Genomic DNA, 26,449 nt, shown 5'->3' with positions numbered 1-26,449 from the left:
CCATCATTTCAGATAAGAGCCTGTACGAAAGTACGGGCTTTTTTCTTTTATAGTCTCCCACACCAGGGGGGATAAGAACCCCCGACCGGGGGCTCGACAACCGGCGTCAGCCGGGTGGACAGATGACGAGCCTGCGAGGAAGCTGCCCGCAGGGCGAGCGAAGCGAGTCAATCCCCCCCCTCACCGCCATCATTTCAGATAAGAGCCTGTACGAAAGTACGGGCTTTTTTCTTTTATAATCTCCCACCCCAGGGGGGGGATGAGAACCCCCGACCGGGGGTCGACAACCGGCGCCAGCCGGGTGGACAGATGACGAGCCTGCGAGGAAGCTGCCCGCAGGGCGAGCGAAGCGAGTCAATCCCCCCCTCACCGCCATCATTTCAGATGAGAGCCTGTACGAAAGTACGGGCTTTTTTCTTTTTATAATCTCCCACACCAGGGGGGATGAGAACCCAATGAAAGTTCAAATGCCAGCAATGTGCTTTTATTTCCCCTCGCCCCTATGATCGGTTCAGTGCGCACCGTTATCCGGTAGCCCGAATAAGCGCAAGCGCATCCGGGGGAAATCAGACAACCGGGCCTGATACCACAAGACGAATCTGCGCATTGCCAGCCATCATTTCCCTGCCGTTGCTCATACCTTAAGCGAACAATCATCAATACCGAAAATATGCTTGACCGTTTTAGCGCAACTCCCTATAGTAGCGCCCCGTTGCCCCCCAGTGGTGTGGCAGCAAAACAATGTGGTGAGGTGTCCGAGTGGCTGAAGGAGCACGCCTGGAAAGTGTGTATACGGCAACGTATCGGGGGTTCGAATCCCCCCCTCACCGCCATCATTTCAGATAAGAGCCTGTACGAAAGTACGGGCTTTTTTCTTTTATAGTCTCCCATACCAGGGGGGATGAGAACCCCCGACCGGGGGCTCGACAACCGGCGCCAGCCGGGTGGACAGATGACGAGCCTGCGAGGAAGCTGCCCGCAGGGCGAGCGAAGCGAGTCAATCCCCCCCTCACCGCCATCATTTCAGATAAGAGCCTGTACGAAAGTACGGGCTTTTTTCTTTTATAATCTCCCACCCCAGGGGGATGAGAACCCCCGACCGGGTTCGACAACCGGCGCCAGCCGGGTGGACAGATGACGAGCCTGCGAGGAAGCTGCCCTTTCCCATTCTTAAATCTCTGGGAATTGATGGCAATGGAATGCTGAACCCGCAGATCTCCAGCGGATCCTCTGAGTTTTCGCAAGCGACTAAAATGCAGCAGCACATCGTTGCCCATTTATAGTGAGTTGATGTCGTCAGCTATGGACGCTTTCATCTGGCCGCCAAACTGCGGCCAGAGGACACACCTCAGGCAACAATAGAAGAAAAGTGAAAACTGTTACTGTTATCGGGGATCAGAAAACGTGAATGGCTACGCGGTCAGGGGAAAACCACCTTATGCCGCATCTTCGGAAAGGAGTGTATAAAAACAAAAAACCACCCGGAGGTGGTTTCACGACACTGCTTATTGCTTTGATTATACTTATCTTTCCCATGGTACCCGGGGCGGGACTTGAACCCGCACAGCGCGAACGCCGAGGGATTTTAAATTCTACGTAGGATCAATGAGTTACATAGCAGTGCATTGCGAAACTTTGCTGACGTTGAATGGTCGTCTTTGCAACCACTGGCAGAAAATGGATAGCCGTAGATTGCGTTGAGCACAGAAACAGCACAGGGTAATCGTCTACCTGGTCCTGTAAAGGAGGTTGTTGCCACACAAGCTAAAGCGCTTGACCTGCCCCCAGTATTCGGTACAACTGTCAGTTAGTAATATCTGTTCTGTGGACCGCTCTCTGAATGTGATCCATTCATAATCAGCGCTACCTTTAGAGGTTGAATACCCAGCCCCTGGTAAACATAACGTTCCAGGGGGTACTTTGCGATGAAGGATATTTTTACAGCGTAAATTCGTTTCCGGGTCCAGTGCCCAGGTTATTTACTATATAAGCATCTATTCTCTGATCATTAAATCGCCAGCAGTCAATGGCAAGATCCATCAGCAGGCGTTGCCTTGATGTGATGTTTTCCGCGGACCAGTGTTGATATTCATATCCATATTTCAGCTTAAAGCGATTTAATGCAGTGTTATCACCAATTGAGTACTGGGAGTGGAGTAATCGAGTCATGATGATTTCAGAGTTTAAATATTCTGTTTGTTTTTTCAAAAACCAGTCTTCACTCAAATCATTGCAGTTATTGACGGACTGGTTAATTGTACCCTCTAATAATGTTACATTACCAATCTTGTAGAGATAACTTGTTCGATTTGCATCAGAGAACTCCCCGTTTTCAGGGGCGTTTCGTACCGTCTGAGGAAGAATATGCTCAATTTGCATCTGCTGAATAGCCTGCTGGCTCTTTTCCGGAAAACCGCAAAGATGGCGGATATGATTCTCTAATCTACCCAATACATAACGTTGGCGATACTGAGGCGTAAAATTATAGTCATTAATAATTGAGAATCGTTCTTTAAATTCATCTAAACGCTCCACAACAAAAGGTATAAGTGTTGCTGAAACAACATTTGCAACCTCTGCTTTCGTTTTCACATCCCGAAGCTTTACAGCCCATTGAGTAAAGCGTTGCTCATATGTCTTCGATTGAATAGCCATTGTATTTGTAAAGAATAAAAAGCTCTCAAGTTGAGCACCTAAGAAATCCATTACATCATCAGAACAACTAATGTCCAATGCCATTAGTAAAACCAAATGCTGACGTGAGCGATATTTATTAATATATCCAATGTTACTTACGTTTGGAAAACGGATATTTTCACGCCAGTAGGCTGCTTCATTTGTTGCATTGACCAGGTTAGCGTATCGTTCTGATAATTTTTCCAATTCTTTGACGAGGACCATAGGGCGTGTCTTATACTGCAACGACAGTTCCCCCTCAGCTGAAATGATCCATTTATATATATCATCTTCACGCAAAATCCCGTGATGATATCGTGCCATCAGAAAGTAACGTAAAAAACGAAGCGGGTTATCACTTTCGCCGCAAGACTCAAGGTTATTAGTGATGGATTTCCATGTTGTCTTTATTGCCGAAAACTGTTCTTCTTTTATCTGACTGAAAATCAAATTTTTAACAAGATCCATAGCATTAAGGCTGGCACCACGCTGATTGATCGTTTCGAAGATCTTTAATGCGCTACTTAAGTTCTCTGATTCAATGACAACCAGCTCAACTTTTGTTAAAAAAAAGCGAGCGAAGGAGATTAATCCATTCAAGCTATCTTGCAATTGGTATTTAAGATAATCACGAATGTGATCATACGCGTCAGCCATTTTTTTTACTGAAGCTGTTTCCGCAAAGGTATTGGTTTGCCCTTCAATTAACCGCGAAATAAATCCTCGACTTTCTTCATATTGAAGATCTAGTCTAATTAGATTTTCCTCACTATTAATATCATAACTAGAGAGCCATTCCTCAATAGTTTTCAGATATTCCAGCCCTTTTTTGTCAAGTGTATCCAATCTATCTTTTAATAGATCCCGTAAGGCACACATAGTGATGACAATAGTGGTCAACCGCTGCTGTCCGTCAATAACATCATGCTTTTCCCCATTCTTTACGATAATAACAGAACCGAGAAAATAACCATTTTGATCTTTCTGCTCTGGTTGGTATTCATTGTCTAAATCCATGATAAACTGTTCAACCTGATCATCAACCTTCCATACATACTCACGTTGATAATCGGGAACTAAAAAATAATAATCGCTTAATTTTGATATATTTTTTACATCGGCTTCTATTTTCATTTTATATCCTTACATAGCTGTATGAACACCACAGATCATACTGATCCCAGATCCAATTCACAAACGAACAGGAGAGTAGACCCCTTCTACATTACAGCTATCTCCGTCATCAAAAATCAACTCTCCTGCACTATAACCATCCATGGATAAAATAGCCTTTTCATTGAGAGCCAGACTAAGGCACATTGATGTTTTTATCATATTATCTGTACCATAAACCTCATACCAGTTATCTTCTTTTTTAGAAACCTCTACCTCATACTTTCCTGAGCCAATATTAACCATGCTAAATACATTATCTACATCACATGAATCCTTGTTATCTGTAAAAATTATTTTTTTATCATAGCCATCAACCCTGAGATATGCGTCTTCAGAATAAGCATAAACATAACAATATTTAGTATTAACAAAAGAATCCTTCCCAGTAATTTGATATAAATTACTATCTTTTCTTGTGACATTTATTTCCCACGTATTGGCATGAACATAACCTGGAGCCAAAAACAGGGTTAATAAGAACGGTCCAATCTTGGCTTTAAAGTTTCTAACAATTTTGAAAAACATAAAATCCCTTCTTATATAGTTCTGTAATATTTTAATTTAGCTGGGCTCTTACTACATATCAGCCAACAACATCCCAGCCATGCCATCCAGCCGTTTCTTGACCTTTTCCCACACAGGCATAACCTGCCCCATCAGACGGTAAAACTCTTCGCTGTGGTTGTGCTCAGCCACATGGCATAACTCATGCAACAAGACATAATCGATACATTCTGAGGATGCCTTAACCAGCCATGGATTCAGGGTCAGACAACCTTTCGCAGAACAGTTTCCCCATTGCGTTTGCATCGCTCGCAAACGTATCGGAGGACGCTCACTAACCCAAAGGGTCTGCGGTATTAGTGAATCAAGCCTGCGCTGAAAGACATCCCTGGCGCGTTCCCGATACCATTCGGCCAGCAACGCTTTAATCTTTTCTGCCGATTTGTGTCTGACCGTCACTTCCAGCCGCCCACGCAACATTTTCACTCGTTGCGGCACAGTAGCGTCTTCAGTCACTTTCAACTGATACTGCTTACCTAGATAGTAATGACTTTCTCCGCTGACATACTGACGCGGGACAATGTGTGTCTGTTGCTCCCTGAAATCACGCAGTTGCTGGTATATCCAGCGACTTCTTTTTTTCAGCGCGGACAACACCTCGTGCTCCGGTGTTTCTGGCGGTACAGAGGCAATAACCCGGCAGTCCGGATGCACCTTGATGAGCACCCTGCCCTTAACGACCTGACGCGAAACACACTGTACGACGATGACCTCATCACCATAGACAATGCGTATTGCTTTCATTGCTGGCGACTCTTTTTCACTCATGATTTCATTAAACCAACGCGCAGTATCTGGATGATAGTTTCCACAATGCGGTTTACCTGGTTCATTCCGGCACCTATTTCCCGGCAGGCCGTAAACAGCAGCGGTAAGAGATTTGTCTTGACTGCTTTCTCGATATCCTGAGGGTTCAGGGAGTTTTCTTCCACTGCTTTGACGATAATGCTGTCCACCTCAAAGGCCTGCTTCGTCCACTTATCCTGCACCTGAACATCGTTTACCGCAAAAACCTCCGGTAGCTCTTTTTTAAATACACCGTAATACGCCTGTGCATGCTTGTTTACCGCCAGTGCATCCGGGATATCGCTGAGCTTACGTGCTTCAACTTTTTCTTCAAACTCACGGAATAAGAGATACTGTTTCAGCGGATGGTCAAACAGTTTTTCTGCTTCTTCGATGGCCATGCGCAGAAGTTTTGAAAAAGCCTCCTGAGCATACGGGTCATCACGCAGCTCCTGCTCAATCATCTTCGTCACACGGGTTTTTATGATGTCGGTTTCATTGCGGGTTTTATTGTTGTCCCACTCTTCGGGCTTTTCGCTCTTGCCCATTTTACCGACTTCATACACGCCATCCGGTTCACGAACCTCAACGCCGGTGACATGCTTATCCAGCAGTTTTTTCACCTGCTCAGCGTAGTCGTCATAATTGACCTGCTCTCCACTGACCTGCATCGCCCACTGGCGCAGGCTGGACATCTGTTTTACGGTTTCTTTATACAGATTTCGATCTTGTTCCGTAAAGCTCTTGTCGGTGAAGAAGCTGGCTGACTGCAGTGCCACTTTCAGGCATCCGGCAAAGGCCGTTAACGCCTCGAAGAAATCATCACGGGTTTTCTGATGGATATCGACCATCTCTCCGTCACGTTCTTCCATTTTAGGCACCAGAACTGCACGCAACTGCTCAGTATCATTCTTGTTTTTAACACCGGCAAATATGGCCCACAACTGGTTATACAGATGCGGCAGACGCTTGTATTCAGAGCTCATGGCGCTGTACAGCCCGTCAATATCCTTGATGTCGTATCCTCCCTGCGTTCGGGAGGCGAGATCCTGGTATTTACCTATAGTCGTGTCCAGTTCAGCCAGAATGCCGCGATAATCTATCAGCAGGCCAAACTTTTTCAGTGGATGCAGTCGGTTTACCCGGGCAATCGCCTGGATAAGGTTATGGGATTTAAGCGGCTTGTCGATATACAGCACGGTATTCTTTGGTTCATCAAACCCGGTGAGCAGTTTATCAACGACTATCATCAATTTGAGCTTATCATCGGTATCGAAACGACTGATGATATTATGGGTATACACAGACTCATCCTGCGTGCCGACATTATCCTTCCACCATTTCGTCACTTCCGGCAGTTTGCTTTCATCCACTTCGGTATTCCCTTCCCGGGTATCCGGCGGGCTGATAACTACAGCTGACTCAAACAACCCGGCTTCATCAAGATACTTTTTATATTTGATGGCGGAAATCTTGCTGTCGCAGGCAAGCTGGCCTTTCAGCCCCTCATCAATATTCTTCGAGAAGTGCGTGGCGATATCTAACGCAATTAGACGGATGCGGTCATCTGCACTATAAACCTCACCCTTACGGGCATATTTACGCTTAAGGTCGGCTTTTTGCGCTTCGCTTAACCCATCGGTAATACGATCAAACCAGGCATCTATTGCCCGATCGTTAACCTCAAGGTCGGGAATACGTTCTTCATACAGCAAAGGTGTAACGGCTTTATCTTCTACCGCTCGCTGCATGGTATAAGCGTGGACAATCGGTCCGAATTTATTGGTGGTCTTATCTTCTTTTAGCAATGGCGTACCAGTAAATGCCACAAAGGCGGCGTTCGGCAGTGCCAGTTTCATTCGCACATGGTTCTCCCCCCCCTGGCTACGGTGTCCTTCATCAATCAGAACGATGATGTCGGGGCTGGTGTTGACGCATTCAGGCAATTTTGTCGCTGAGTTAAATTTCTGGATAAGGGTAAAGATTATACGTTCTTTACCAGAGCCAATCTGCTGTGCCAGCTTCTGACCTGAGGTCGCCATCGCTTTGGCCTTATCATCCTTCCCGGCCAGTTCGCCACCAGAGACAAAAGTGCCGCTGAGCTGCCCTTCAAGGTCCACGCGGTCCGTCACCACCACAATACGACACTGCTTCAGGCTGTCATGAAGAATCAGCGCCTTGCTGAGGAATACCATGGTGTAAGATTTACCTGACCCCGTGGTATGCCAGATCACCCCACCTTCCCTGCCCCCGTCTGGTCTGCGGGTACTGATGCGTTCCAGCAGTCTTTTTATCCCGAACACCTGCTGATAGCGGGCAACAATTTTTCCGGTTTTTTTATCAAACAGGGTGAAGAAGCGGGTCATCTCCAGCAGACGTTCCGGTGAAAGCAGACTGATGAGCAGCTTATCCTGACCGCTGACTGCCAGTTCCCCCCCATCGATTAACTGTTGGTACCAGTTGAGATCGACTGAAGGACGATGATCAAACAACGCATGAATTTGTTCAGTCGATAACTGATGGTTGCGCAGCGCATACATCTGAGGATCGGTAATATCTTCTTCGCGCCATGCCGCCCAGAATTTCATTGGTGTATGACAGGTGCCGTAGCGCCCGTCATACCCGTTAATCGACAGTAATAGCTGGCTATAGGCAAACAGCTGCGGGATTTCGTCGTTGAACTGATTCCGGATACTCTGGGATATCCCTTCGTCAATGGTTGGCCCTTTCTTGCCGTGGCCTGCCGGGCTTTTCGCTTCAATGACTGCCAGCGGGATACCATTCACAAAACAGACAATATCCGGCCTGCGGGTTTCAACACCGCCCGACCGCAATACTGTAAATTCTTCAGTAAAGTGGAACTGGTTATTTTCCGGGTGTTCCCAGTCAATCAGTGCTATGGTGGGGTTGACCTTCTTGCCATCGACAAATTCGGTGACGGCGATACCGTAGAGCAGATGGTTGTACATCCGCTCATTGGCTTTCAGCAGCCCTTCATTCAGCGCCGGAGAACAAGCCTGCGATATCAGGTTATCCAGTGCCTTTTCCGATAACTGGCAAGTTTTACCGCTCGCCATAAAGGAACGCTTCGACAACGCCTCACGCAGAACCGGACGTAGCACCACCTCATCCTGTTTATAGCCCCGGTAATCCATAATCTGTTTTGGGGGTAAAAACGTCCAGCCGAGGCTGGTCAGTAACGTCAGCGCCGGAATTTTGGCGCTGTATTCTTCCTGGAATTTAGGTTGGTAGTGCTTATCCACCCGGTAATCCTTCTTGGCTAAGAGGTAAAACTGTATGTCCGTACGGACATACTCAAAATGAACGAAGACTTATGATGAAAAGAACGGCGAGTTCCGATAAAGGCGATTGTACTTGACCTGTTCTGTTTCGCCCTTGTTTACATTACCAAATTTCTCCTGATGCGTCGTACAGCAGGAACCACAGGATGCACAAATAAATCGTCCTTCTGAACATTTTTCATGTAAATCTCTGCCGTCAATTATTTCGCTGCATTTGTAACCAATACAGTGATTAATGTAATGCCCGATACCAAACTGTTCGCAGGAATGACTGGCACATTTAAAAACGGTCAGGCGATACGCGGCCTGGAAAGGTTTTTTCACAAATCCTTTCGACTTCGCATCCCAGACTATGGCCTCGACACGAGCATATTTCATATCTGGAACCATCAGCACCCCACAACTGCGGCAATACAAACGGGAATGTAACTCTCTGATACGGTTGAAATACCCGGCCAGTTTAATCGGGAAATCTCGCTTAGAAGGTTCGCCAGCAACCAGATAGGTCATGCCATAGTGGGCGAGCCAGTCATAAATAGTGAAGTCGATGAAATCTTTTTTGAGATCAGGTAGTACCTGTGGATCACGGCAAACTTTTGAACGGCAGAGAAATTTTTTCTCTATAGTTCCATCAGGCTTTTTTGCATTCCAGTGAAACGCCTCACAGGATAATTCTAAATTCGGGAAACGAATTTGTAATGAACTACACTGTGGGAACAATTTGAAAACAGAAGGATGATTTACCAGAATTTTACCCGACAACACTCCCTGCCATATCTCATGCAGAATAATACTCAGAACGGACTGTTCATCGTTACGTCTAATCAGCGGTAACAATTTACTCAGAATAAAGTATTCAGGGTCAGAAGAAAATTCAGCATTTGATTCAATATCATTAACAAAGCTGAAATCTTTTCTGAACATCTTCTGTTTAATCAAATACGCACTGGTAAAAGGGCTAATCACGGAATGCTTGTAAAATTGCTCTCTCGATGAGAATTTCTGCTGATAGGCATCACGGACAAACGGTTTTATATCCATTTTATTTTTCGTGAAACTACGTCGAACAAAATTCTCTATATCATCATGCCGACATTCAAGTATCCGCTCACTGCTTATACAATCGTAAAATGCCAGGTAGAGAATGGTACTTATGGATACGTGATTGAGTAATACATTGACAATGTCCGATGGTGATGTGCCCTGGCTACTCGTAGCCGCAGAACAACTGTTCACCCAAACAGCGAACTGACCAATATTATCATCGATAAATGACGAAGGCATGACCGCAGGAGATATTTGTTGTGCGATTAAACCATCGAAGTTTTTATCAGAGGCGAAAGATGTAAATTGGTTATCGTAGTTTCCTGATTTTAAAAATAGCGGTAATATTTTTGTGGCAGGAATATCGCTGGTAACTAACCGAGTTATAGCCCTTTCGCCAAAGGACTGAGTGAGGCAATTAACAACGCTGTCACGATAACGCCAACGAGCGAAATCAACGCCCTCCTCAATAATAGCCCGGAGATATTCAATGAGGAGCTCAGCCGTCTCCTCATCTGTTTTATCAAGAATGTGGACGTTAAAAGCCGTAGGCTTACCATTTTTACCTGTACCTTCCCTGAACAGCACCGGTGTATTGTCAGTTGGCGTATGGCTCCTGCTTATCTCGTTCTTATGAAAAAACAGCTCATTACCGTTCTCTGACGAGAGAAACCCAAAGTTATTCTCTCGATCCGTTTTGCTGTTATAGCCTCCGAACCAGAGAACATTTCCCAGGTACCACCGGGAGCGATCCAGACTGTTCACTGCCATGAGCAAGCCTCCTTCCGCTTTGTCAGTGCAGGCAGCACTTTTTAAATTTTTTACCGCTGCCACACGGACACAGGTCATTACGACCGGGTAGTTTTTCAGCTCCCTTCTCGGGAACAGGCCGGGGGTGAAGCCTCTGACATTCTCACCGACAACCAGTGCTGATAAAGCGCCAGTGCCGCAGGCTGAATGAGAGTAATACTCTGTTCAAATTGAGCGGGTGACATTTTCTCAAGTACAGGAAAATTCTTCTCCACGCCATGAAGCGCGATCGCTTCCAGAGAAGACCGTAACTCACCGGGAAGACCCGACCAGTCATCCAGTGACTTTCCTTTCATATAACCAAAACACCACTCTTCCACAATGGTATATTTTTTCCCCTTTACCTCACGCTCATTGAAAATCGGCTCAAACAGTTCAGGGGCGTCATAAAGGCAACCAGCGATATCGTTCATATGCTGAAAACACAGACTGACAAAACGCTCCATCTCTTTTTCGGTTGTCCAGCGAGGGTGGTAGTCACCACGTCCCCAGATAGCACTGAGCCAGGTATTAGGGGAAGTCATATTCGGGCCAGAGACAATCGCCGTCAGGAAGCCATCCAGCTCTGAGAAACAGAGCACACAGTAATCATTGCCGTATTTCAACAACACCTCTTCCAGCCAGTCGATTTCCCGGTCAGTCAGCGGACCACTTTTCGTGAGTTTCATGCGGCAACCGCCTCATCGACCTTAACACGACGTTTGCCAGTCAGTAGCTGCTGCATCAGGGCTTTTTTCTCATCTTTCAGACAAGCGAGTTTTTTCTCCAGCGTGGTGATTTCGTCGTCGGCAACGGACAGGACGGTGGCTATTTTTTGTTGTTCGTCAACACAGGGGAGTTTAAGCTCTAGCTTTATCAATTGCCTTTTGGAGAGGTTGTAGCGAGTTGCTCCCTGACCTAATGTCGAAATTTGACGGCGTACATGTTCACTACGGAATAGGTAACGAGCATATTCTGGAATAAGAGTCTCGAAGTTATTCAATCGAAATCCGAAGCAAAATGAGTTTAAGAAAACCTCACTAACCCCTTCCAATAAAACCGAAGACATCCCAACCTCCTCTGGCGTCTCCGATGATGTAGTGAAAAATATATCGCCGTACTTTACAACGGATTGGCGCTCATCATCATTAACCTGTACGTACTCTAGGCTTTGAATATCGATTCTGGAATTTTTGAAAATATTGATGTAAGGGATATATGGCTTACCTGCACCAAAGTCCTCCTTGGTCTTCCCTGTTAAACCGGTATAGGTATCACCCAAGTTGCCGAAAATAGTATATTCCCACTCCCCACTAAACCTCTCCCCCTTCTCATCCAGCAAGCGTTTCTTCCCGGTAATCAATTGCTGCATCAGAGCTTTTTTCTGCTGCTGACTGTTGGCAAGAAACTTTTCCGTCACCGAAATCGCCTTATCCCAGGTTGATAGGATTTGGGCGATTTTAAACTGCTCAACAAGGGGCGGTAGGAGGACGGGTATACTTTCGCAATTGGTCTTATTCATATATGGAATGGTCGTTTTTGAAGCAATACTTTCCATATACGGTTTTTGAGTCGTCAGCCAATATGCGAGAAATTCATTATTTACTAGCTTTGAGCAGACAAATGCGTGTAACTGTTGATTTAATACTACTGGTTCACTAGTTATAGCAATTAAACCAAGTTCACCCACTGCAGCCATGACAACTGCACCTTTAGGGACTATCTTTCCACCAGCATCAGACAAAGCTGTAGTTGAAACATAGTTAACTTGAAGCTTTGAAGGAATATATCGCCCATTGATTTCAGGTGTAGTAACCCACGGAATATCACCATCAAATACTTTAGGCTTGTTTCGGCCCGGTACAATAGACGTACATAGTTCTCCAACTGCATATTTCTGCCACCCCTTAGGCACCATAACCCACCTCCTTCAGATAACCCGCCATCTCAACTTCCAGCTTCGCCAGTTCCACCTTCAGTTGCTCACGCTCTGCTCGCACTGCCAGCAAGTCGATCTCGTCTTCTTCCTCGAAAGTATCAACATAGCGCGGAATATTAAGGTTATAGTCGTTGTCCTGAATTTCCTTCAGGCTTGCAAGATAGGCGTATTTCTCGACGTTATCGCCATCGCGATAGGTGTTAACGATCTTCTGGATATTTTCTGCGCTGAGCTGGTTCTGGTTTTTGCCCGCCTTAAATTCACGGCTGGCATCGATAAACAGCACCTTGTCATCCACCTTCTGCTTTTTGAAAATCAGGATCGCAGCAGGAATACCCGTACCGTAGAACAGTTTTTCCGGCAGGCCAATTACCGCATCCAGCAGATTTTCATCAATCAGTTTCTGGCGAATTTTGCCTTCGCTGGAGCCACGGAACAGTACGCCGTGTGGCACAACTACGCCCATACGACCCGTCCCCTGTTTCAGGGTTTCGATCATATGCGAAATAAAGGCGTAATCCCCTTTAGTTTTCGGCGGTACACCGCGACGGAAACGACCAAACTTATCGTTCTCGGCCTCATCATGGCCCCACTTGTCCAGACTAAATGGCGGGTTAGCGGTCACGATATCAAACAGCATCAGATCGCCATTTTTATCGAGCAGCTTCGGGTTACGAATGGTATCGCCCCACTCGATTTTGTGGTTGTCTTCGCCGTGCAGGAACATGTTCATTTTCGCCAGCGACCATGTAGAGCCAATCGCTTCCTGACCGAACAACGCATAGTTACGGCTGTCATGTCCAGAGACAATTTTACGTCCGCACTTCATCAACAATGAACCCGAACCACAGGCCGGATCGCAGATGGTATCACCTGGTTGCGGATCAAGCAGTTCAGCAATGAGATCCGAAACTTCTGGTGGGGTGTAGAACTCACCCGCTTTCTGTCCACCGCTGGCAGCAAAGTTCTTGATCAGATATTCATAGGCATTTCCGATTACGTCCAGCTTACCTACACGGCTCGGCTTCAGGTTAAGATCTTCACCGGCGAAGTCTTCCAGTAGCTGACGCAGGATAGTGTTCTTCTGTTTTTCCTCACCCAGACGATCGGTGTTAAACGAAATATCCTGGAACACACTTTTCCCGGCATCTTTCAGTTTAGTGCCGTTGGCTTCTTCGATGGCATGCAGTGCCTGATCGATACGCTCACCATTACCCGGCTCATGACGTCGCTCATACAACGCATAGAAACTGGCGCTTTTCGGCAACACGAAGCGTTCATTCGCCATCATCGCTTCAATCAGTTCCGGCGCATCACCATATTGCTCTTTATATTCGTCATAGTGATCCTGCCAGACATCTGAAATGTACTTGAGGAACAGCATGGTAAGGATAAAGTCTTTGTAGGTATCAGCACTGATTGTGCCACGGAACGTATCACACGCCGCCCACAGGGCTTTGTTGATCGTATCCTGACTGATTTGGTCGTTCATAAATAATCCTGCGATGTAAGGAAAGCTAACGATGCAGAGCACTGCATCGTAAAAAATTGTGGTAAATGATACCTTAAGAAATGGCCTTCGACACGGCTAAATCCTGCATTCAGCACTGTTTTTGACATTGATGTCAGTACCGCACAAACCAATATCACATTGAGACAACTTTTGATAAAGCCTGTAATATTAGTAGGATAGCTCAGGCATTAGCTATGGTGTAAAACTGTCGTTGGGGGTAATGACGATACGCATCTCACTCGTGTCAGTATGCCCTGCAGGTATCACTTCATAGCTTGCAATATCGAGCAGTTTCGTCACCTTATGATCGATAAGGTTGTAATCAACATGTTAGCTACCATTGTTAATGGAGAGCCCTAATAGTATGAGTATTACCAATCGCATTACCGGTCCACTTTATGATGAACGCATAAAAAATATACTTATGGGCGCTGACCATGAATACAAGCGGTTAGCAAATACCAGCACATCGTTACTCGAACTGTTACCTCCCCACTATGACTTATCATCCATGTTCAGCTATGAGCAGAAAGGCATAGTTTTCCGGATCAAACTAATCAAACCTGAAATAAAAATATCTCGACATCAATTACTCTTCTCCACTCACTTTTTAGAGCCAGAGTTTTTGCATGCGTATAAAGAACATTTATCAAAAGCTTTACATAAAACAATCAAGCTCTGTGTTAAAAAATACTCACAAAAAATCAAAATTAAACACGCAATTTTAGACTACTTATCAAGCTCACCTCGTAATAGTTCATGTTATGATCTACATAAAATAGTTCTTCAAACTGGGTATTATGAAGAAGTTCGAAGAATAAAAAAACGCATTCAAGATGATAGATTGCTTGATAAACTAACGTTAGATGGTCCGCTCACCAACATTTCTAGATACATGAGGGAGGATCACACTAAAATTATTGACCATATCGAATCCTGCACATGCAAAATAGTCGAGAAAAGTCGTAAGAATCCTTATATATTTAACAGCAGCATCATCTCTGGCAGAAAAACAAACATCACTGGTGTTTTATTTTTCCTTTCAGAATTGATAAGCAACCTGCATATTAACCCAACTGAAATCAACAATATAAGCACTGCCATAATATTAAGCATTGTATACTCTGTACTTCAATACCTTCAATCCGGAAGAGAAACAGAAAAAGACAAAGACAAAGACAAAGACAAAGCTTCTCCAGCACTGGATTTTATCCCCACTATCATCGCACCTCATGTTTTCTATCTGGCTAAGCGCGAAAAATCCTCTCAATATAAATACATAGAGAAAGAATATCTTCTCGGACAGTTGCTTACTTTTTTAATGTATAAAACCGCTTACTATGCAATGCACAAAACAAACGTAAGCCATAAACTTTTCTATAACGACATCAATAACGAACTCCCTATAGATGAACTTAAAGACAATAAACTATTAAGTAGAAATTTTATACAGAGCACTGACAACCTTGCTGTTGATGTCATTGAAGCTGGCATTAAAGAAATCAGTACGTTGATAAATCAGCGGAAAGTACTCTTTTTCTCTTTTTTACCTCTGTAACTTGCTCTATCGACGTGAGACTGAACACTGTTCAGCCTCACGAAGGCGTTTCTCAACGAAAAATACAAGCAACAAAAATCAACGGTTCACGCTCATCAACAAACCCTATAACACACTGTATTTAATAGATTAATCTCATCCCCTCAACTGATACCAATTTGCTTTTCATGCCATGTTTCCTGGATATTTTTGAGTTGGCATCCATGGCCTCACACTTTAGGATTGCCTCACTGACACAGTATGTTTCTGTAGAAATCAAGCCATTAAGATAAATGAGGACACAATCATGTTCGAACAGATGAAAAACAATGTAACCCGTGTACCGGGCAATTTAACCAAACTCAATCAATACCAAAAAGATATTGATCAAGTTTCTAAATTATTTCCTGAAAAAGAATTACTGGATCTAATGACGATCACTAAACCTGATCAAACATTGCAAATGAAACCTGCTGTCAATTGTCTTCATGTGATCTCCCCAGCAGCATCCATGGCTAATCAGATCAATTTATTCCAACACCCCTCCCTACTCCAAAAGTGGCTGGAAATGGAATGTTCTGAGTTTGCTCAATTAGCTATTTTCTTCTATGCGCAACAGTCCCGTAAAAATGTAATTCCTGAAAAAATTCGGATGCAAATGGCATCATTTATTGAAAATGAACTTGCATCTGCGGTTAATGGTGATAGTAATTTAAAACTCCTTGCTGATTTTATAAACACTCTTGAAGAGATGTGCCATTCTTTGACATTTATTGACTTCGTAGATACTGAACATGCTGGTCAAGAGGTAATACGTGATTTCCGTAAAAAAACAGATGAGTACACAAATAAAATAACTAAATTCTTAACCTCTGAGTACTGGCTAGAAAAATTACCTAAAGACATTAACATTCCTGCCACCAATCTCTCCTGGCTTGTATTTTGTTATTTTTGCTCTGAATACTTATTTGTCTTTATTCAAGCAACCCTTAATAGAATGAAAGATGAAAAAATCATTCAAAATGATTATCTTCATCATCCTAAAATGATTATATTAATCATTTTATCTATGCTGCCGTATGAAGTTGTCCATAAAATGGAATCATTACGTAAGTGTAAAAACACATTGATCAGTCCAGATGAATTTGTCATCAAAACACTTTGTATTAAAGGCAAACAAAACACCACAGGTTATAAGAAGGATGTCGAACAACTACTTCGCAAGACCTATATCTATATTGCATTACTTTTAAATCCTGAATGGGTACCATCAGCCAAGGAATTAATTTCATTCTTATCTGGTGAATCCACCGAGATAAGTGGCTTAATGCATTTTCAGTCAACTTCCAGTGGATTAGGAGTACAAATCAACAATATAACGCTTCTCAACAAAGAGGAGTATTTTGAAAAAATAGTAGGCAAAGTTACTGAACAGTAAAACCTCAATACAATGGCAGCATGCAATATTGCTGCCATTTCTATCTTTTATCCCCTCTGGCAATAGAGCCCTAAATTTGACTCAATGAGCTGTGAAAGCTTAGGTTCGATATTCACCGTATTTTCTCTGGGAAATTCACAGGAGAAATGCGATGCCTATACTTGATCTACGTTTCAGCAACAAGTCCCTTCAACAACTTCCCTCCCCTCTGAAGGGGTGTCAGGAATATCGTGATAGTCAGTGTCCCCATCTGAGAGCGCTGGCATATCCGAACCGAATCACACTGGCTTTCCGGGCCACTATCAAAAATCAACGTATCTATAAAACGCTGGGGATATTTCCGCTGCTTAATGTCGAAACTGCCCGTCAGTATGTTCTGGGCCTTCTGGCTGATACAAACACACTGATGGTACAAACCAGCCGTTATACTGTGGCACAGGCTATAGATGAGCTGTGGCTCCCGGATATGCAACTGTATAAGAAGAGCCCTAAATCTGAACTCTCTAAGCTGAACAAGCATGTCCGCCCTTACTGGGATCAACATCTGCTCAGGGATATTACCCCCGTCGATATTGAGAAATTCGCGGCTTCGTTACTCGATGACCTGCGCCCCGCAACCGTCAATCGTATTCTGGCTATCCTCTCCAAAATATTCGCTCTTGCGATCCGTGCCGGGTGGATCGCTCATTCTCCATCCACGTATGTCCGCTATCTGAAAGAAAATAACATCCGCTATCGCACGCTGACAGCCCGTGAAATTCCATCATTTATCCGGTGTGCCGAAGCCTTAGAGACACCGGCAGCCGATGCTCTTTTACCCACACTCTATACAGGGATGCGTATTGGTGAAATTTGCTCGCTCAGGTGGGATGACTGGTATCCGGAACAGCAGCAGTTGATCCTGCCGGATACAAAATCCGGGCATCCTTTTACCTGTTCTCTGTCCGAGCCTGCCTGCAATATTATTCTCAGACAGCATCAACTGGCGCTCAGCACACACTACATTTTCCCACGCCTCAGTGCCCCGACGAGCCCGCTGAGTTACCCACGCAGCACCTTTGCATGCATATGCCGTAATGCCGGCATCGATAACCTGCGGATCCATGATTTACGCCGAACCTTTGCGACACGGGCACTTCAGGTTAGCGGTGATATCGCCATGACATCACGCTTACTGAACCATCATTCCCTGTGTGCCACGCAGCGTTATGCCTTCCATAACAATACATCTGCACAATCGGTCATCAATCAAGTCGTTGAAAGTTTTGAATAAAAAATTGACCTGATGATCTGTGATTCAGGTTTGATGCGGTAGCTGAACAAACCGTTTACCGTATTGACATACGACGACAGGGCCCGCAGTAAGTTGTATGTCTGTTCTTAACACTGATGAGGAGTTTATCTCCTCCGGCATTGCTCACCCTGAATATGGAGGGATATGTATTTAACTATTAAAGATCTCGCAGCGAGATTCAATATTTCGGCTTCAACGATTGCGTCAGATATATCGCGCAATCCGAAAAAACTCCCACCATTCATAAGAATTGGTCGGGCAATCCGTTTTTCCCTTGACGATATTATCGAATGGGAACAACAACACCGTGAAAACCTGTTAAAAGGAAACTGATTATGAAAACGAAAACAAACAATATCCCTCAGGCTGCTGAGGATGTAAACGTCGAAGCTGTTAAAGAAATGCTTCCAGCCTCTCCTGCTGTAGCGGTAGATAACGATGAGAAATACATTCCATTCCTGATGATTTTCGCCGTTCAACTGATCGGTTCTTGCATTTCTCTCATTAATCTGGGGGGCTATACGGCCTATACCTATAAGATGCAGACACCTGCATTGGCTAAAGCCGGCTATGACAAGCTGGCTAAACGCTTTGCAAAAGCTCTCCCGCAGGAAAACCTGTATACACTCAGCGACACCATTTTCCGGATAGGTTATATCTATGGCGTCAACCTCTTTGAATATAATAGGAAGTCCATCCTCAGCCTCATTGATAAAAGCGGCAATCCGGTTTTAAGTGATGAAGGTGATATTGGCTCTCTGGACGCCGATTATGCAGAAATTAGTGAGCAACTACTCAACGGTCCTTATACATCAAAGAAATTTCTCACCCTGCATAAGGACTGCATCCTGTCAGCACATGTCAATCCTTCAGTGGAAAAGACACAACGCGGTGTCGTGATAAAAACGGGCAAACGTTTAATCTCATTTGCTCCTGAAGATGATGTGCAACGTCGTGCTGATTTGTTTACTCGAATCGTCAGTGTATTAAAAGCATAACTAAAAGAGCCGGGGGTATCTCTCCCGGCTCTTTTTTTTGAGATATTTCTATGGAAAACTTACATTCATTAATGGCCATGGCCGCAGGGCTTGCTGATGAATCATCGGCATATTCCTCACCATCAGCCTCCCGCTTATTCCCGGCGAAAACACTTGCCGATTTCCCGGCCATTCCCAGGATAAAAAATGCACGCATGGATGTTTCCAGCGAACTGCATCTGGATATCGGTTTTGACACGGAGTATGTCTATAACCCGGAAACACAGCAGAATGATATTCTGTCCTATCAAAGCTATACCGTACTGCCGGACGGGACGGGTGTTCCGGATATTATTTATCCAACCAGTGCCCGTAAACGCGATCGCTTATCGCTGAAATCCTTTCTGGCCCGTATAATTACACGACTGCTTGAACAAGGTTCTATTGCCGAATGGCCTGGAACTGTCACTATTTATGCACATTTTCTCCGCGCTGACGTGGCATCCTTTGCCGACTTCTGGGCCGATTACAAAATTCTCTTCAAAGGTATACGAGGTACTGTCAGCACTTTTCAGGATCGGTATGGCATCGACTTTAATGATGTTGAACAACGCCATGAGAAAAATAACCTGATCACTTTTGATAAACGTACCACCCCACCACGCTGCAGCAACGTAACATTTACCGATACGTTGCTTCTGACCCCGGGAGGGATGGGCCTGGCTGAATGCGGGCAGCTACTCAATCTGCCTAAACTGACTATCCCTGCTCCCTACTCCATTACCCGGATGCGTCAGTATCTCGAAGCAGATCCTGAGGGTTTTAAAACTTATGCCCTGCGTGATGCTGAAATTGCCGTTCGCTACGCCTTAAAGGTGAAGGATTTTTGTACTCGAGACCTGATGCTGGCTAGGATTCCCTCCACTATTGGCGCGATGGCTGTTTCGCGCTTTCGCAAAACCGTACAAGATAGTCAGTTATCACTGGATGACTGCATGGGAACGGAAACCGTTACCCGAACTGACTGGAATGCCGATAAACATACGTTCCGGACGGTAAAAAAGACCCGCAGTATTATGTCAAGGGAGCTCTTTGAAACTTTCGCCATCAACAGTTATCACGGTGGCCGTAATGAATGTTATATGGTAGGGATCACACCCGAATCGCGCTGGTATGACTACGATCTGGCCGGAGCCTATACCACCGGATTGCTGGATATCCTCCAGCCCGATTATTCCCGGATCAAACAGACCGATAATCCGGCTGATTTTTGTGGTCACGTAATGGGATTTGCGCAGGTACAGTTTACATTTCCTGAGTCTGTTCGTTTCCCTTGCCTGCCGGTAAGAACTGACGCCTATGGGTTATTTTTCCCGCTGTCAGGTATATCCATGGCTACTGCTCCAGAAATCGAACTGGCACTGGCACTCGGTGCTAAGTTAACGATTAATCACGGGATCATTGTTCCCTGGATGAACTCAGCACACTCCCAAACAACAACAGAAACAACAAGTTCAGTATTTTTACCCTTTGTCCGTCAGGTACGTGAAAACCGTGATATGCACCCCAAGGGCTCTCTGGAGGAGAAATTCTGGAAAGAAATCGGTAATTCACTCTATGGCAAACTTGCTCAAGGGCTTCATGCTAAAACAGCATTTGATACCGCTCGCGGTTTACATAACCCCCTACCCCCTTCCTCGGTGACACAACCCTTTTTTGCTGCTCATGTTACAGGTTTCGTTCGGGCCGTAGTTGGCGAATTGATGAACCGTCTCCCCCGGAATAATCAGGTTGTCAGCGTCACAACAGATGGATTTCTGACCAATGCATCACCTGAGCAAGTCGATCTCAGTGGTCCACTATCACGCCGGTTTCAGGCATTGTGTGATATCGCCGCTCCCGACTCTTCTATGCTGGTATGTAAACATCAGGTCGCTCAGCTCATTGCGATGAAAACACGCGGGCAACTCACTATGAAGGCGATACCTGATCAACCCATTGTTCATGCCCGCGCTGGGGTTAAACCTCCGTCAGACATTCCTCGGGAGGACTACAACGACTATATGACAGACCTCTACCTGCGCCGTATCCCGGGTCAGACACTAAAACAAACATCGCTGATTTCAACGCAGCAAATGTGGATGAAAGAGAGTGATCTCGTCAACCTGGACCGTGATATCAGGCTCAATCTGGAGTTTGATTTCAAACGTCGGTTATATCAGCCCATAATGAACGATGGTCATCTCTTTATGTTGTCGCACCCGTGGCAAAATATTGAGGAAGCTCTGGTACAACGGCAGTTATTTGATGACTGGCGACAATCCCATACTCTGAAGGAGCTCACCGACTGGGATGACTGGCAGGATTTTCTCTATTGTCGTTCCGTATTTTCTACTGTAAAGCTGAAGGTGGGCGAAAAGCGTAGTGATGATATCTTAAAAACACTGCTCATCCGGGCACTTACACAATCTCGGTGGGGGTTAACCAAATCTGCACGCCAAAACTATACAAATAAGGACATTGCACAATGGCTGACAGACAATGATTATCCAACAACGGAAAATGATTTAAAAAATGCCACCCGGGGGGCGCTACCTGCGATCCACTTTCATCGGGTGACTCCGGCAATGCAGGATCTCATCACCCTGTTTTCCTCCCGTTTTCCCGGTTTAACACTCCCTTAATACGGCACCACTATCATTTGACGATAAAATCCCCCAATTCCCGTAACAGGAATTGGGGGTTGACGTTATAAACAGTAGGCATCAAAACAATGAAATAACTGGCGAGAATCAGGATGACCATTCACCTGATAGATTCTCATGGCATGACAGGTAATACCCTGTAAATTAGCCGCAAGTTTTTTCCCCATATTAACCAGTACACCATGGGGGATTTTTGTGTTTGTATTATTCAGCGTCAGTCTGAAACAGCGCGACTCAACATGAACTTCGATGAGATCATCACCAAAGACAGCATCCATAATCTGCCGAATTGTTGTTTCATAATCTTTCAGGTCAATGGCAGAACGCCATCCTGAATTAACGAGCTGATATTTCCGGATATGTAGATACATAATGTTCACCTTAAGTATTAATACTATTAAGATGTTGACTACTATTTAGCCGAAACCGGTGAGAAAACCTGATATCTGTCCACCTGCTATCTATCCATCAAAAAAAGTGGACAGGTTAAGTCCATTTCATATTCATTAAAAATTTTTCAATATAATTCATTGATTATACTGTTTTTTTATTTTTAAAAACGCGTTATCTAAGTGGACTCATCTTGTCCGTCACCCTGTAGACAATATCCTTCCTGCTTAAGTAAATCGGATACTGGAATGGATAAACATGACAAACTTGGATACCGACTGGGGCTGATACTGACTCGCCTGAACAATGGTGAATCAATTGCAGTCAGGGAGTTGTCTGAAGAGTTTAATGTCTGTGAAAAAACCATTCGCAGGGACCTCACTCAGCGACTTGCCTATCTGGGTCTTATACGCCTGGCCGGGCGGTATCGGCTACCTGAGGGAGTTCTGGGGCAACGCAGTAATACCGATTTGCGCCATTTCACCCGGATTTTGGGTATTGAAGATTTGTTCCCTCGCTGGGATGACCGTTTACTCAATATTTTATTGGGAAACACAGCGAATAACCCTTTTCTGATTAAACAACGTGCCTATGAAAATTGTGGTGCGTTTATGTCCACTTTGAACACCCTTTCTGATGCCATACGTGACCGAAAAAAGATCAGCTTCTCGTATAAAGAAAAAAATTTCCAGCTCATTGAGCCTTACCGACTCGTTAGCGAGCGGGGTTTATGGTATCTCGCAGCTCAGGATGATGGTGTTCTAAAAAGCTTCGTTCTATCAGCCGTAAAGCAGGTTATCATTAGTAATGCCTCATTTCAGGTATCCCTTGCCGTTCAACAACAAATCGAGGATGCGGAAAGCATCTGGTATGGCGACAACCTCACAGAAGTTCTTATTTCTGTTTCTGCGAAAGCTGCTCCATGGTCTCTGCGTCGGGCATTGTTACCAGGGCAGGAAGTTATCCATACATCCCAATCCGGGGGGGTACTGGTAATTTCACGAATAGCCCATCCCAGCCAAATTATTCCACTGGTTAAATACTGGATACCTGAGGTAGAGGTAATACAACCCGCGTCTATCCGTAATCAGATTATTGATGATATATGCCGGGCCTTTAAACGTTACTCCTCTACAGATGATGGTTCATCGACTGGTCGATATAATGAAGAGGATACAGCTTCATGAATAAAAAATTCATCTACTATATAACTCCTTACGAATTAAATGATATTAACACTTTGCTGTTAGTAAGCACTTAATATCACACGTATGAATTGATAGAAATCCAAATAGCAAAAAGTGAGTAAAAAAATGTATAAAGATGACACAGCTACCAGAAACCCTGTAAAGGATGCAATTGATATTCTACCTGAAAATATTCGGGAGAGTATTTCTCGCCGTATTAATGAGGTTATCAACTACGAGCCCGTCATTGGTATTATGGGAAAAACAGGGGCAGGTAAATCCAGCTTATGTAATGCAATCTTTAAGGGGGAGGTTTGCGCAGTCAGTGATGTTGAAGCCTGTACCCGCGAAACCCAGGAAATACGCATCCAGTTTGGAAAGCGTTCTGTCAAATTGATTGATATTCCGGGTGTTGGCGAAAGTGCAGAACGTGATAAAGAATATGAACAACTGTACCGGGATCTGCTCCCTCAACTGGACTTAGTTCTCTGGGTCGTTAAGGGTGATGATCGTGCTTTTTCTGCCGATGAACATTTCTACAAAAATGTGCTTATTCCTGCGGGTGGTGATTCAAAAACATTATTTGTACTTAATCAGGTTGATAAAATCGAACCGTTCCGTGAATGGGATATTAAAAATTCCCAGCCATCACCTGCTCAGATGCAAAATATTCGTGATAAAGAGACCTATCTCACGCAACGATTCGGCTTCACAGACCATCCCATCATTTCTGTCGCAGCCAGTGAAGGTTATAACGTCACCCATTTAGTAGAAGCAATGGTTCGTGCCCTCCCAAAGCACGCTCAAAGTGGTGTCGCCTCACAGGTCAAAGACGAACACAAAACCGAAGCCGTAATAGAAGAGGCCACAGCGGGTTTCGGCGCAACGGTTGAGCAGATCATTGATGCCATCATAGATCAATTACCGCCCGGTCCACGCATCGTAGCTAAAGCCGTAAAAAAAGTAGTCGTCGGTGGAATTAAAAAAGCCTGGAACTGGATCTTTGGCTGAGAAAACGGGAGCTTAGGCTCCCGATATCATTTTATACGAATTAACTCACCATCAAGCATTTATGCCTTGAATGAAATAACACATCAAATACTCCTTCTTATCCGTTCTTTTATAATAGATGCCAGTCGTACTTTTCCGGGTTCAACATTTTCTGTCACTATATTCACTCGCGATAAATCGCGTAGCCCTGTTCGACGGCAAACTGCAAATTGCTGACAAATATCTTCGACTGACAGTATATTGCCTGTATAAAGCTGGAGTAATATCCAGCTCAATCTTTCTGCGATTTTTTCGCCTCGAGTTCGGTTCATAATGCATCCATTCATGTTCATGGAATACGGATACTCCAATCAAAAATGACATCTAACAGACTGTAATATCATCATAAATTATCTGGTGTAAAATCACCGTTGGGGAAACAGCATATCGACTTTCACACCTTAGCTCAAAATCACGAGGGATCTGAGATCCCCCGTGTCTGTACATGGTTATGTGAACGTACAGGAAAAAGCGACATCATCCCCATGCTGTGATGTGCCGCTCATGAAGAGGATTACAAAGATGCCTGCGTTCTTCCTGTTCATAACGGGTCAACAGCTTTCCTCTGTTACCGTTACCCGGTAAATCCCCATAGACAGGTAATCCATAAAATTACCCTCCCACATGGACCAGAGCTCATTCCTCTCTGCTGCCAGTGAAATATCTCCAGCGAGATAATGAAAGACATAATGATCCGACCAGCAAAAGTCTATTTCCTTTTCCAGTTCCGGGTAAACTCGCCCCATGTAACTAAAGTCTGTGACATAATCGAAATACCATTCGTTATCCTGACGGATGAACCGCATTTCAACCGGATGAAATCCGCCGGATTCTGCACTGTAGTCCGGATCACGAAAATTAATGACCACTGCCCTTACCGATGTTTGCTGAGATTGTTCTGCCAGAAGCGTAGCGATGTGCTGCTTAAATAATTTGGTAACAGGCAGAGTTAATCCTGCCTGTTTTAAGACATACTGGGTTTGCATAATGAATATTCCTGAAAAAGATGAATGGTGGTGAGTAGCTGTTTCTGGTTGTATGAACGTACGGGTAAAGAATTAATCCTCCGCGTTATTTTCTCTATCCCCAACTTTGCTGAGTGTTTTCAGGCGCTCCCGCCAGTCGGCATATAACACATGCGTAAACAATTTCTCCGGATGAGCCTCCAGCAGGCATATATCCGGTGAGCGTAAAACAGCAGCCAGAAAACCGGCATTATTGGCACTTGCCCCTTTAAACAGAGGTCTGAATACACCAGATGTGAAGCCCGTTGTCGGATGTACTTCGAGTACACTTTCAATTTTAGAAAGTGGGATCCAGTCTTTAGAAAACAATCCTCCGCTACCATTTGCCAGGAGGCGCAGATAAAGTTCATTATCCGTTTCAGACATTGCCAGTTGCCATGTCAGCATACCACTGGCTTTAGGACTGATTTTTTCCGCCTGTCCTGATTCAATAAGCAGCTTATAACTCTCTTCAGGTAATATTTTTTCATCTTCAGTGATGCCTTTTTCAACATCACTTAAATCATTATTTAACTCCAGCTCATCGTGTTCATTATTATTTCTTGCTGACTTTGATTTTCTCATTTTCTTCTCCTGATTATAATATGATTTACAGACGGAATTCCGCCATAGACATTAATGTATCAATCCCGTCCAGAGGGCAATTGGGATGAAACAACAGATAAACACCATTGCCGTTATCTTCTGTAATTGATAGCATCAAGTAATATTCATCTGTCAGACGGACCACAAACTCAGGGTTTACAATTAAATGATGAATTACATCCAATACGTGTCGTTTAATATCTTCGGGAACATCACCTGGTTCAATGTAAATTAATGCCACACCGACCTCCCCCCAGAAATTCATTGCGGAAGATTCATCATCAAATGGGAGTATCAGTTCTTTTTTCAAGACAGTCATAACTGGATCGGGAAGAAGGAGCGACGGCAGGTCTTGCCAGTTCGAGATAAATTTCATTGAATAATCCTCATAAACAAAAAACCCGATACGTTTTAAGTATCGGGGTTACATAGACAGGGTAAAGAATCTGGAATTGCCTTCAGTGGTCATCTA

19 protein-coding genes, 1 tRNA gene and 1 pseudogene are annotated in these 26,449 nt (G+C 44.5%); 9 read left to right on the top strand and 12 right to left on the bottom strand.

Annotated features, from left to right (window positions below):
- Positions 1-745: 745 nt before the first annotated feature.
- Positions 746-833 (top strand) — tRNA-Ser (locus tag MRY16398_RS10600).
- A gap of 1,105 nt (positions 834-1,938) precedes the next feature.
- Here the strand turns inward: MRY16398_RS10600 and MRY16398_RS10595 are convergent.
- From MRY16398_RS10595 to MRY16398_RS10560, 8 genes and pseudogenes are all read right to left on the bottom strand, one after another.
- On the bottom strand, positions 1,939-3,810 hold the full coding sequence (locus tag MRY16398_RS10595; RefSeq protein WP_125124330.1) for a DUF262 domain-containing protein: 1,872 nt from the start codon (positions 3,808-3,810) through the stop codon (positions 1,939-1,941).
- Between the two features lie 57 nt (positions 3,811-3,867).
- Entirely contained in the window at positions 3,868-4,377 is a 510-nt protein-coding gene (locus tag MRY16398_RS10590) for a hypothetical protein (protein ID WP_125124329.1), read from the bottom strand.
- 51 nt (positions 4,378-4,428) lie between these two features.
- A complete protein-coding gene (locus MRY16398_RS10585; RefSeq protein ID WP_125124328.1) occupies positions 4,429-5,184 on the bottom strand; it encodes a M48 family metallopeptidase in 756 nt (251 codons plus the stop codon).
- The gene (locus MRY16398_RS10580; protein ID WP_125124327.1) at positions 5,181-8,465 is read right to left on the bottom strand and encodes a type I restriction endonuclease subunit R; all 3,285 of its coding nucleotides are present in this window, start codon (positions 8,463-8,465) and stop codon (positions 5,181-5,183) included. Before MRY16398_RS10580 ends, MRY16398_RS10585 begins: the two co-directional genes overlap by 4 nt.
- A gap of 69 nt (positions 8,466-8,534) precedes the next feature.
- Positions 8,535-10,319, bottom strand: coding sequence for a cold shock domain-containing protein (locus tag MRY16398_RS10575; RefSeq protein WP_125124326.1), 1,785 nt, complete (start codon positions 10,317-10,319; stop codon positions 8,535-8,537).
- A 22-nt stretch (positions 10,320-10,341) separates the two neighbouring features.
- A pseudogene (locus tag MRY16398_RS10570) lies at positions 10,342-11,026 on the bottom strand (YecA/YgfB family protein).
- On the bottom strand, positions 11,023-12,255 hold the full coding sequence (locus tag MRY16398_RS10565) for a restriction endonuclease subunit S (RefSeq protein WP_125124325.1): 1,233 nt from the start codon (positions 12,253-12,255) through the stop codon (positions 11,023-11,025). Before MRY16398_RS10565 ends, MRY16398_RS10570 begins: the two are co-directional and overlap by 4 nt.
- Positions 12,245-13,768, bottom strand: a complete 1,524-nt coding sequence (locus MRY16398_RS10560) for a type I restriction-modification system subunit M (RefSeq protein ID WP_125124324.1) — start codon at positions 13,766-13,768, stop codon at positions 12,245-12,247. The genes MRY16398_RS10565 and MRY16398_RS10560 overlap by 11 nt, the downstream gene beginning before the upstream one ends.
- Before the next feature lie 385 nt (positions 13,769-14,153).
- Here MRY16398_RS10560 and MRY16398_RS10555 point away from each other — a divergent pair, with 385 nt between their 5' ends.
- The 6 genes from MRY16398_RS10555 (at position 14,154) to MRY16398_RS10530 (ending at position 21,719) form a co-directional block, all read left to right on the top strand.
- Positions 14,154-15,347 carry a hypothetical protein gene (locus MRY16398_RS10555; protein ID WP_125124323.1) on the top strand — a complete coding sequence of 398 codons (1,194 nt, stop codon included), beginning with the start codon at positions 14,154-14,156 and terminating at the stop codon, positions 15,345-15,347.
- A gap of 286 nt (positions 15,348-15,633) precedes the next feature.
- Positions 15,634-16,764, top strand: a complete 1,131-nt coding sequence (locus tag MRY16398_RS10550; protein ID WP_125124322.1) for a hypothetical protein — start codon at positions 15,634-15,636, stop codon at positions 16,762-16,764.
- 151 nt (positions 16,765-16,915) lie between these two features.
- Positions 16,916-18,037 (top strand): tyrosine-type recombinase/integrase, encoded by a 1,122-nt coding sequence (locus tag MRY16398_RS10545; protein ID WP_125124321.1) that lies wholly within the window; start codon positions 16,916-16,918, stop codon positions 18,035-18,037.
- Positions 18,038-18,202: 165 nt separating this feature from the next.
- Positions 18,203-18,391 carry a helix-turn-helix transcriptional regulator gene (locus tag MRY16398_RS10540; protein ID WP_125124320.1) on the top strand — a complete coding sequence of 63 codons (189 nt, stop codon included), beginning with the start codon at positions 18,203-18,205 and terminating at the stop codon, positions 18,389-18,391.
- A 2-nt stretch (positions 18,392-18,393) separates the two neighbouring features.
- Positions 18,394-19,056 (top strand): hypothetical protein, encoded by a 663-nt coding sequence (locus MRY16398_RS10535; protein ID WP_125124319.1) that lies wholly within the window; start codon positions 18,394-18,396, stop codon positions 19,054-19,056.
- Positions 19,057-19,106: 50 nt separating this feature from the next.
- Positions 19,107-21,719 (top strand): DNA polymerase, encoded by a 2,613-nt coding sequence (locus MRY16398_RS10530; RefSeq protein WP_409349124.1) that lies wholly within the window; start codon positions 19,107-19,109, stop codon positions 21,717-21,719.
- 65 nt (positions 21,720-21,784) lie between these two features.
- Here MRY16398_RS10530 and MRY16398_RS10525 read toward each other — a convergent pair whose 3' ends face one another.
- Positions 21,785-22,111, bottom strand: coding sequence for a hypothetical protein (locus MRY16398_RS10525; RefSeq protein WP_125124318.1), 327 nt, complete (start codon positions 22,109-22,111; stop codon positions 21,785-21,787).
- Positions 22,112-22,378: 267 nt separating this feature from the next.
- Here MRY16398_RS10525 and MRY16398_RS10520 point away from each other — a divergent pair, with 267 nt between their 5' ends.
- Both MRY16398_RS10520 and MRY16398_RS10515 read left to right on the top strand, forming a co-directional pair.
- Positions 22,379-23,317 carry a helix-turn-helix transcriptional regulator gene (locus MRY16398_RS10520; RefSeq protein ID WP_125124317.1) on the top strand — a complete coding sequence of 313 codons (939 nt, stop codon included), beginning with the start codon at positions 22,379-22,381 and terminating at the stop codon, positions 23,315-23,317.
- A 126-nt stretch (positions 23,318-23,443) separates the two neighbouring features.
- Positions 23,444-24,328, top strand: coding sequence for a GTPase family protein (locus tag MRY16398_RS10515; protein ID WP_125124316.1), 885 nt, complete (start codon positions 23,444-23,446; stop codon positions 24,326-24,328).
- A gap of 590 nt (positions 24,329-24,918) precedes the next feature.
- On the opposite strand, the gene MRY16398_RS10510 is transcribed toward MRY16398_RS10515, so the two are convergent.
- From MRY16398_RS10510 to MRY16398_RS10500, 3 genes are all read right to left on the bottom strand, one after another.
- Entirely contained in the window at positions 24,919-25,353 is a 435-nt protein-coding gene (locus MRY16398_RS10510) for a DUF2787 family protein (RefSeq protein ID WP_125124315.1), read from the bottom strand.
- A gap of 72 nt (positions 25,354-25,425) precedes the next feature.
- A complete protein-coding gene (locus MRY16398_RS10505; protein WP_125124314.1) occupies positions 25,426-25,956 on the bottom strand; it encodes a hypothetical protein in 531 nt (176 codons plus the stop codon).
- 25 nt (positions 25,957-25,981) lie between these two features.
- Complete coding sequence (locus tag MRY16398_RS10500) at positions 25,982-26,353, bottom strand: hypothetical protein (RefSeq protein ID WP_232034395.1); 372 nt, start codon at positions 26,351-26,353, stop codon at positions 25,982-25,984.
- Positions 26,354-26,449 lie beyond the last annotated feature (96 nt).

This window comes from Phytobacter sp. MRY16-398, from assembly GCF_003925915.1.
Lineage (GTDB): Bacteria > Pseudomonadota > Gammaproteobacteria > Enterobacterales > Enterobacteriaceae > Phytobacter > Phytobacter diazotrophicus.
This window is presented reverse-complemented; position numbering and strand designations above follow the sequence as displayed.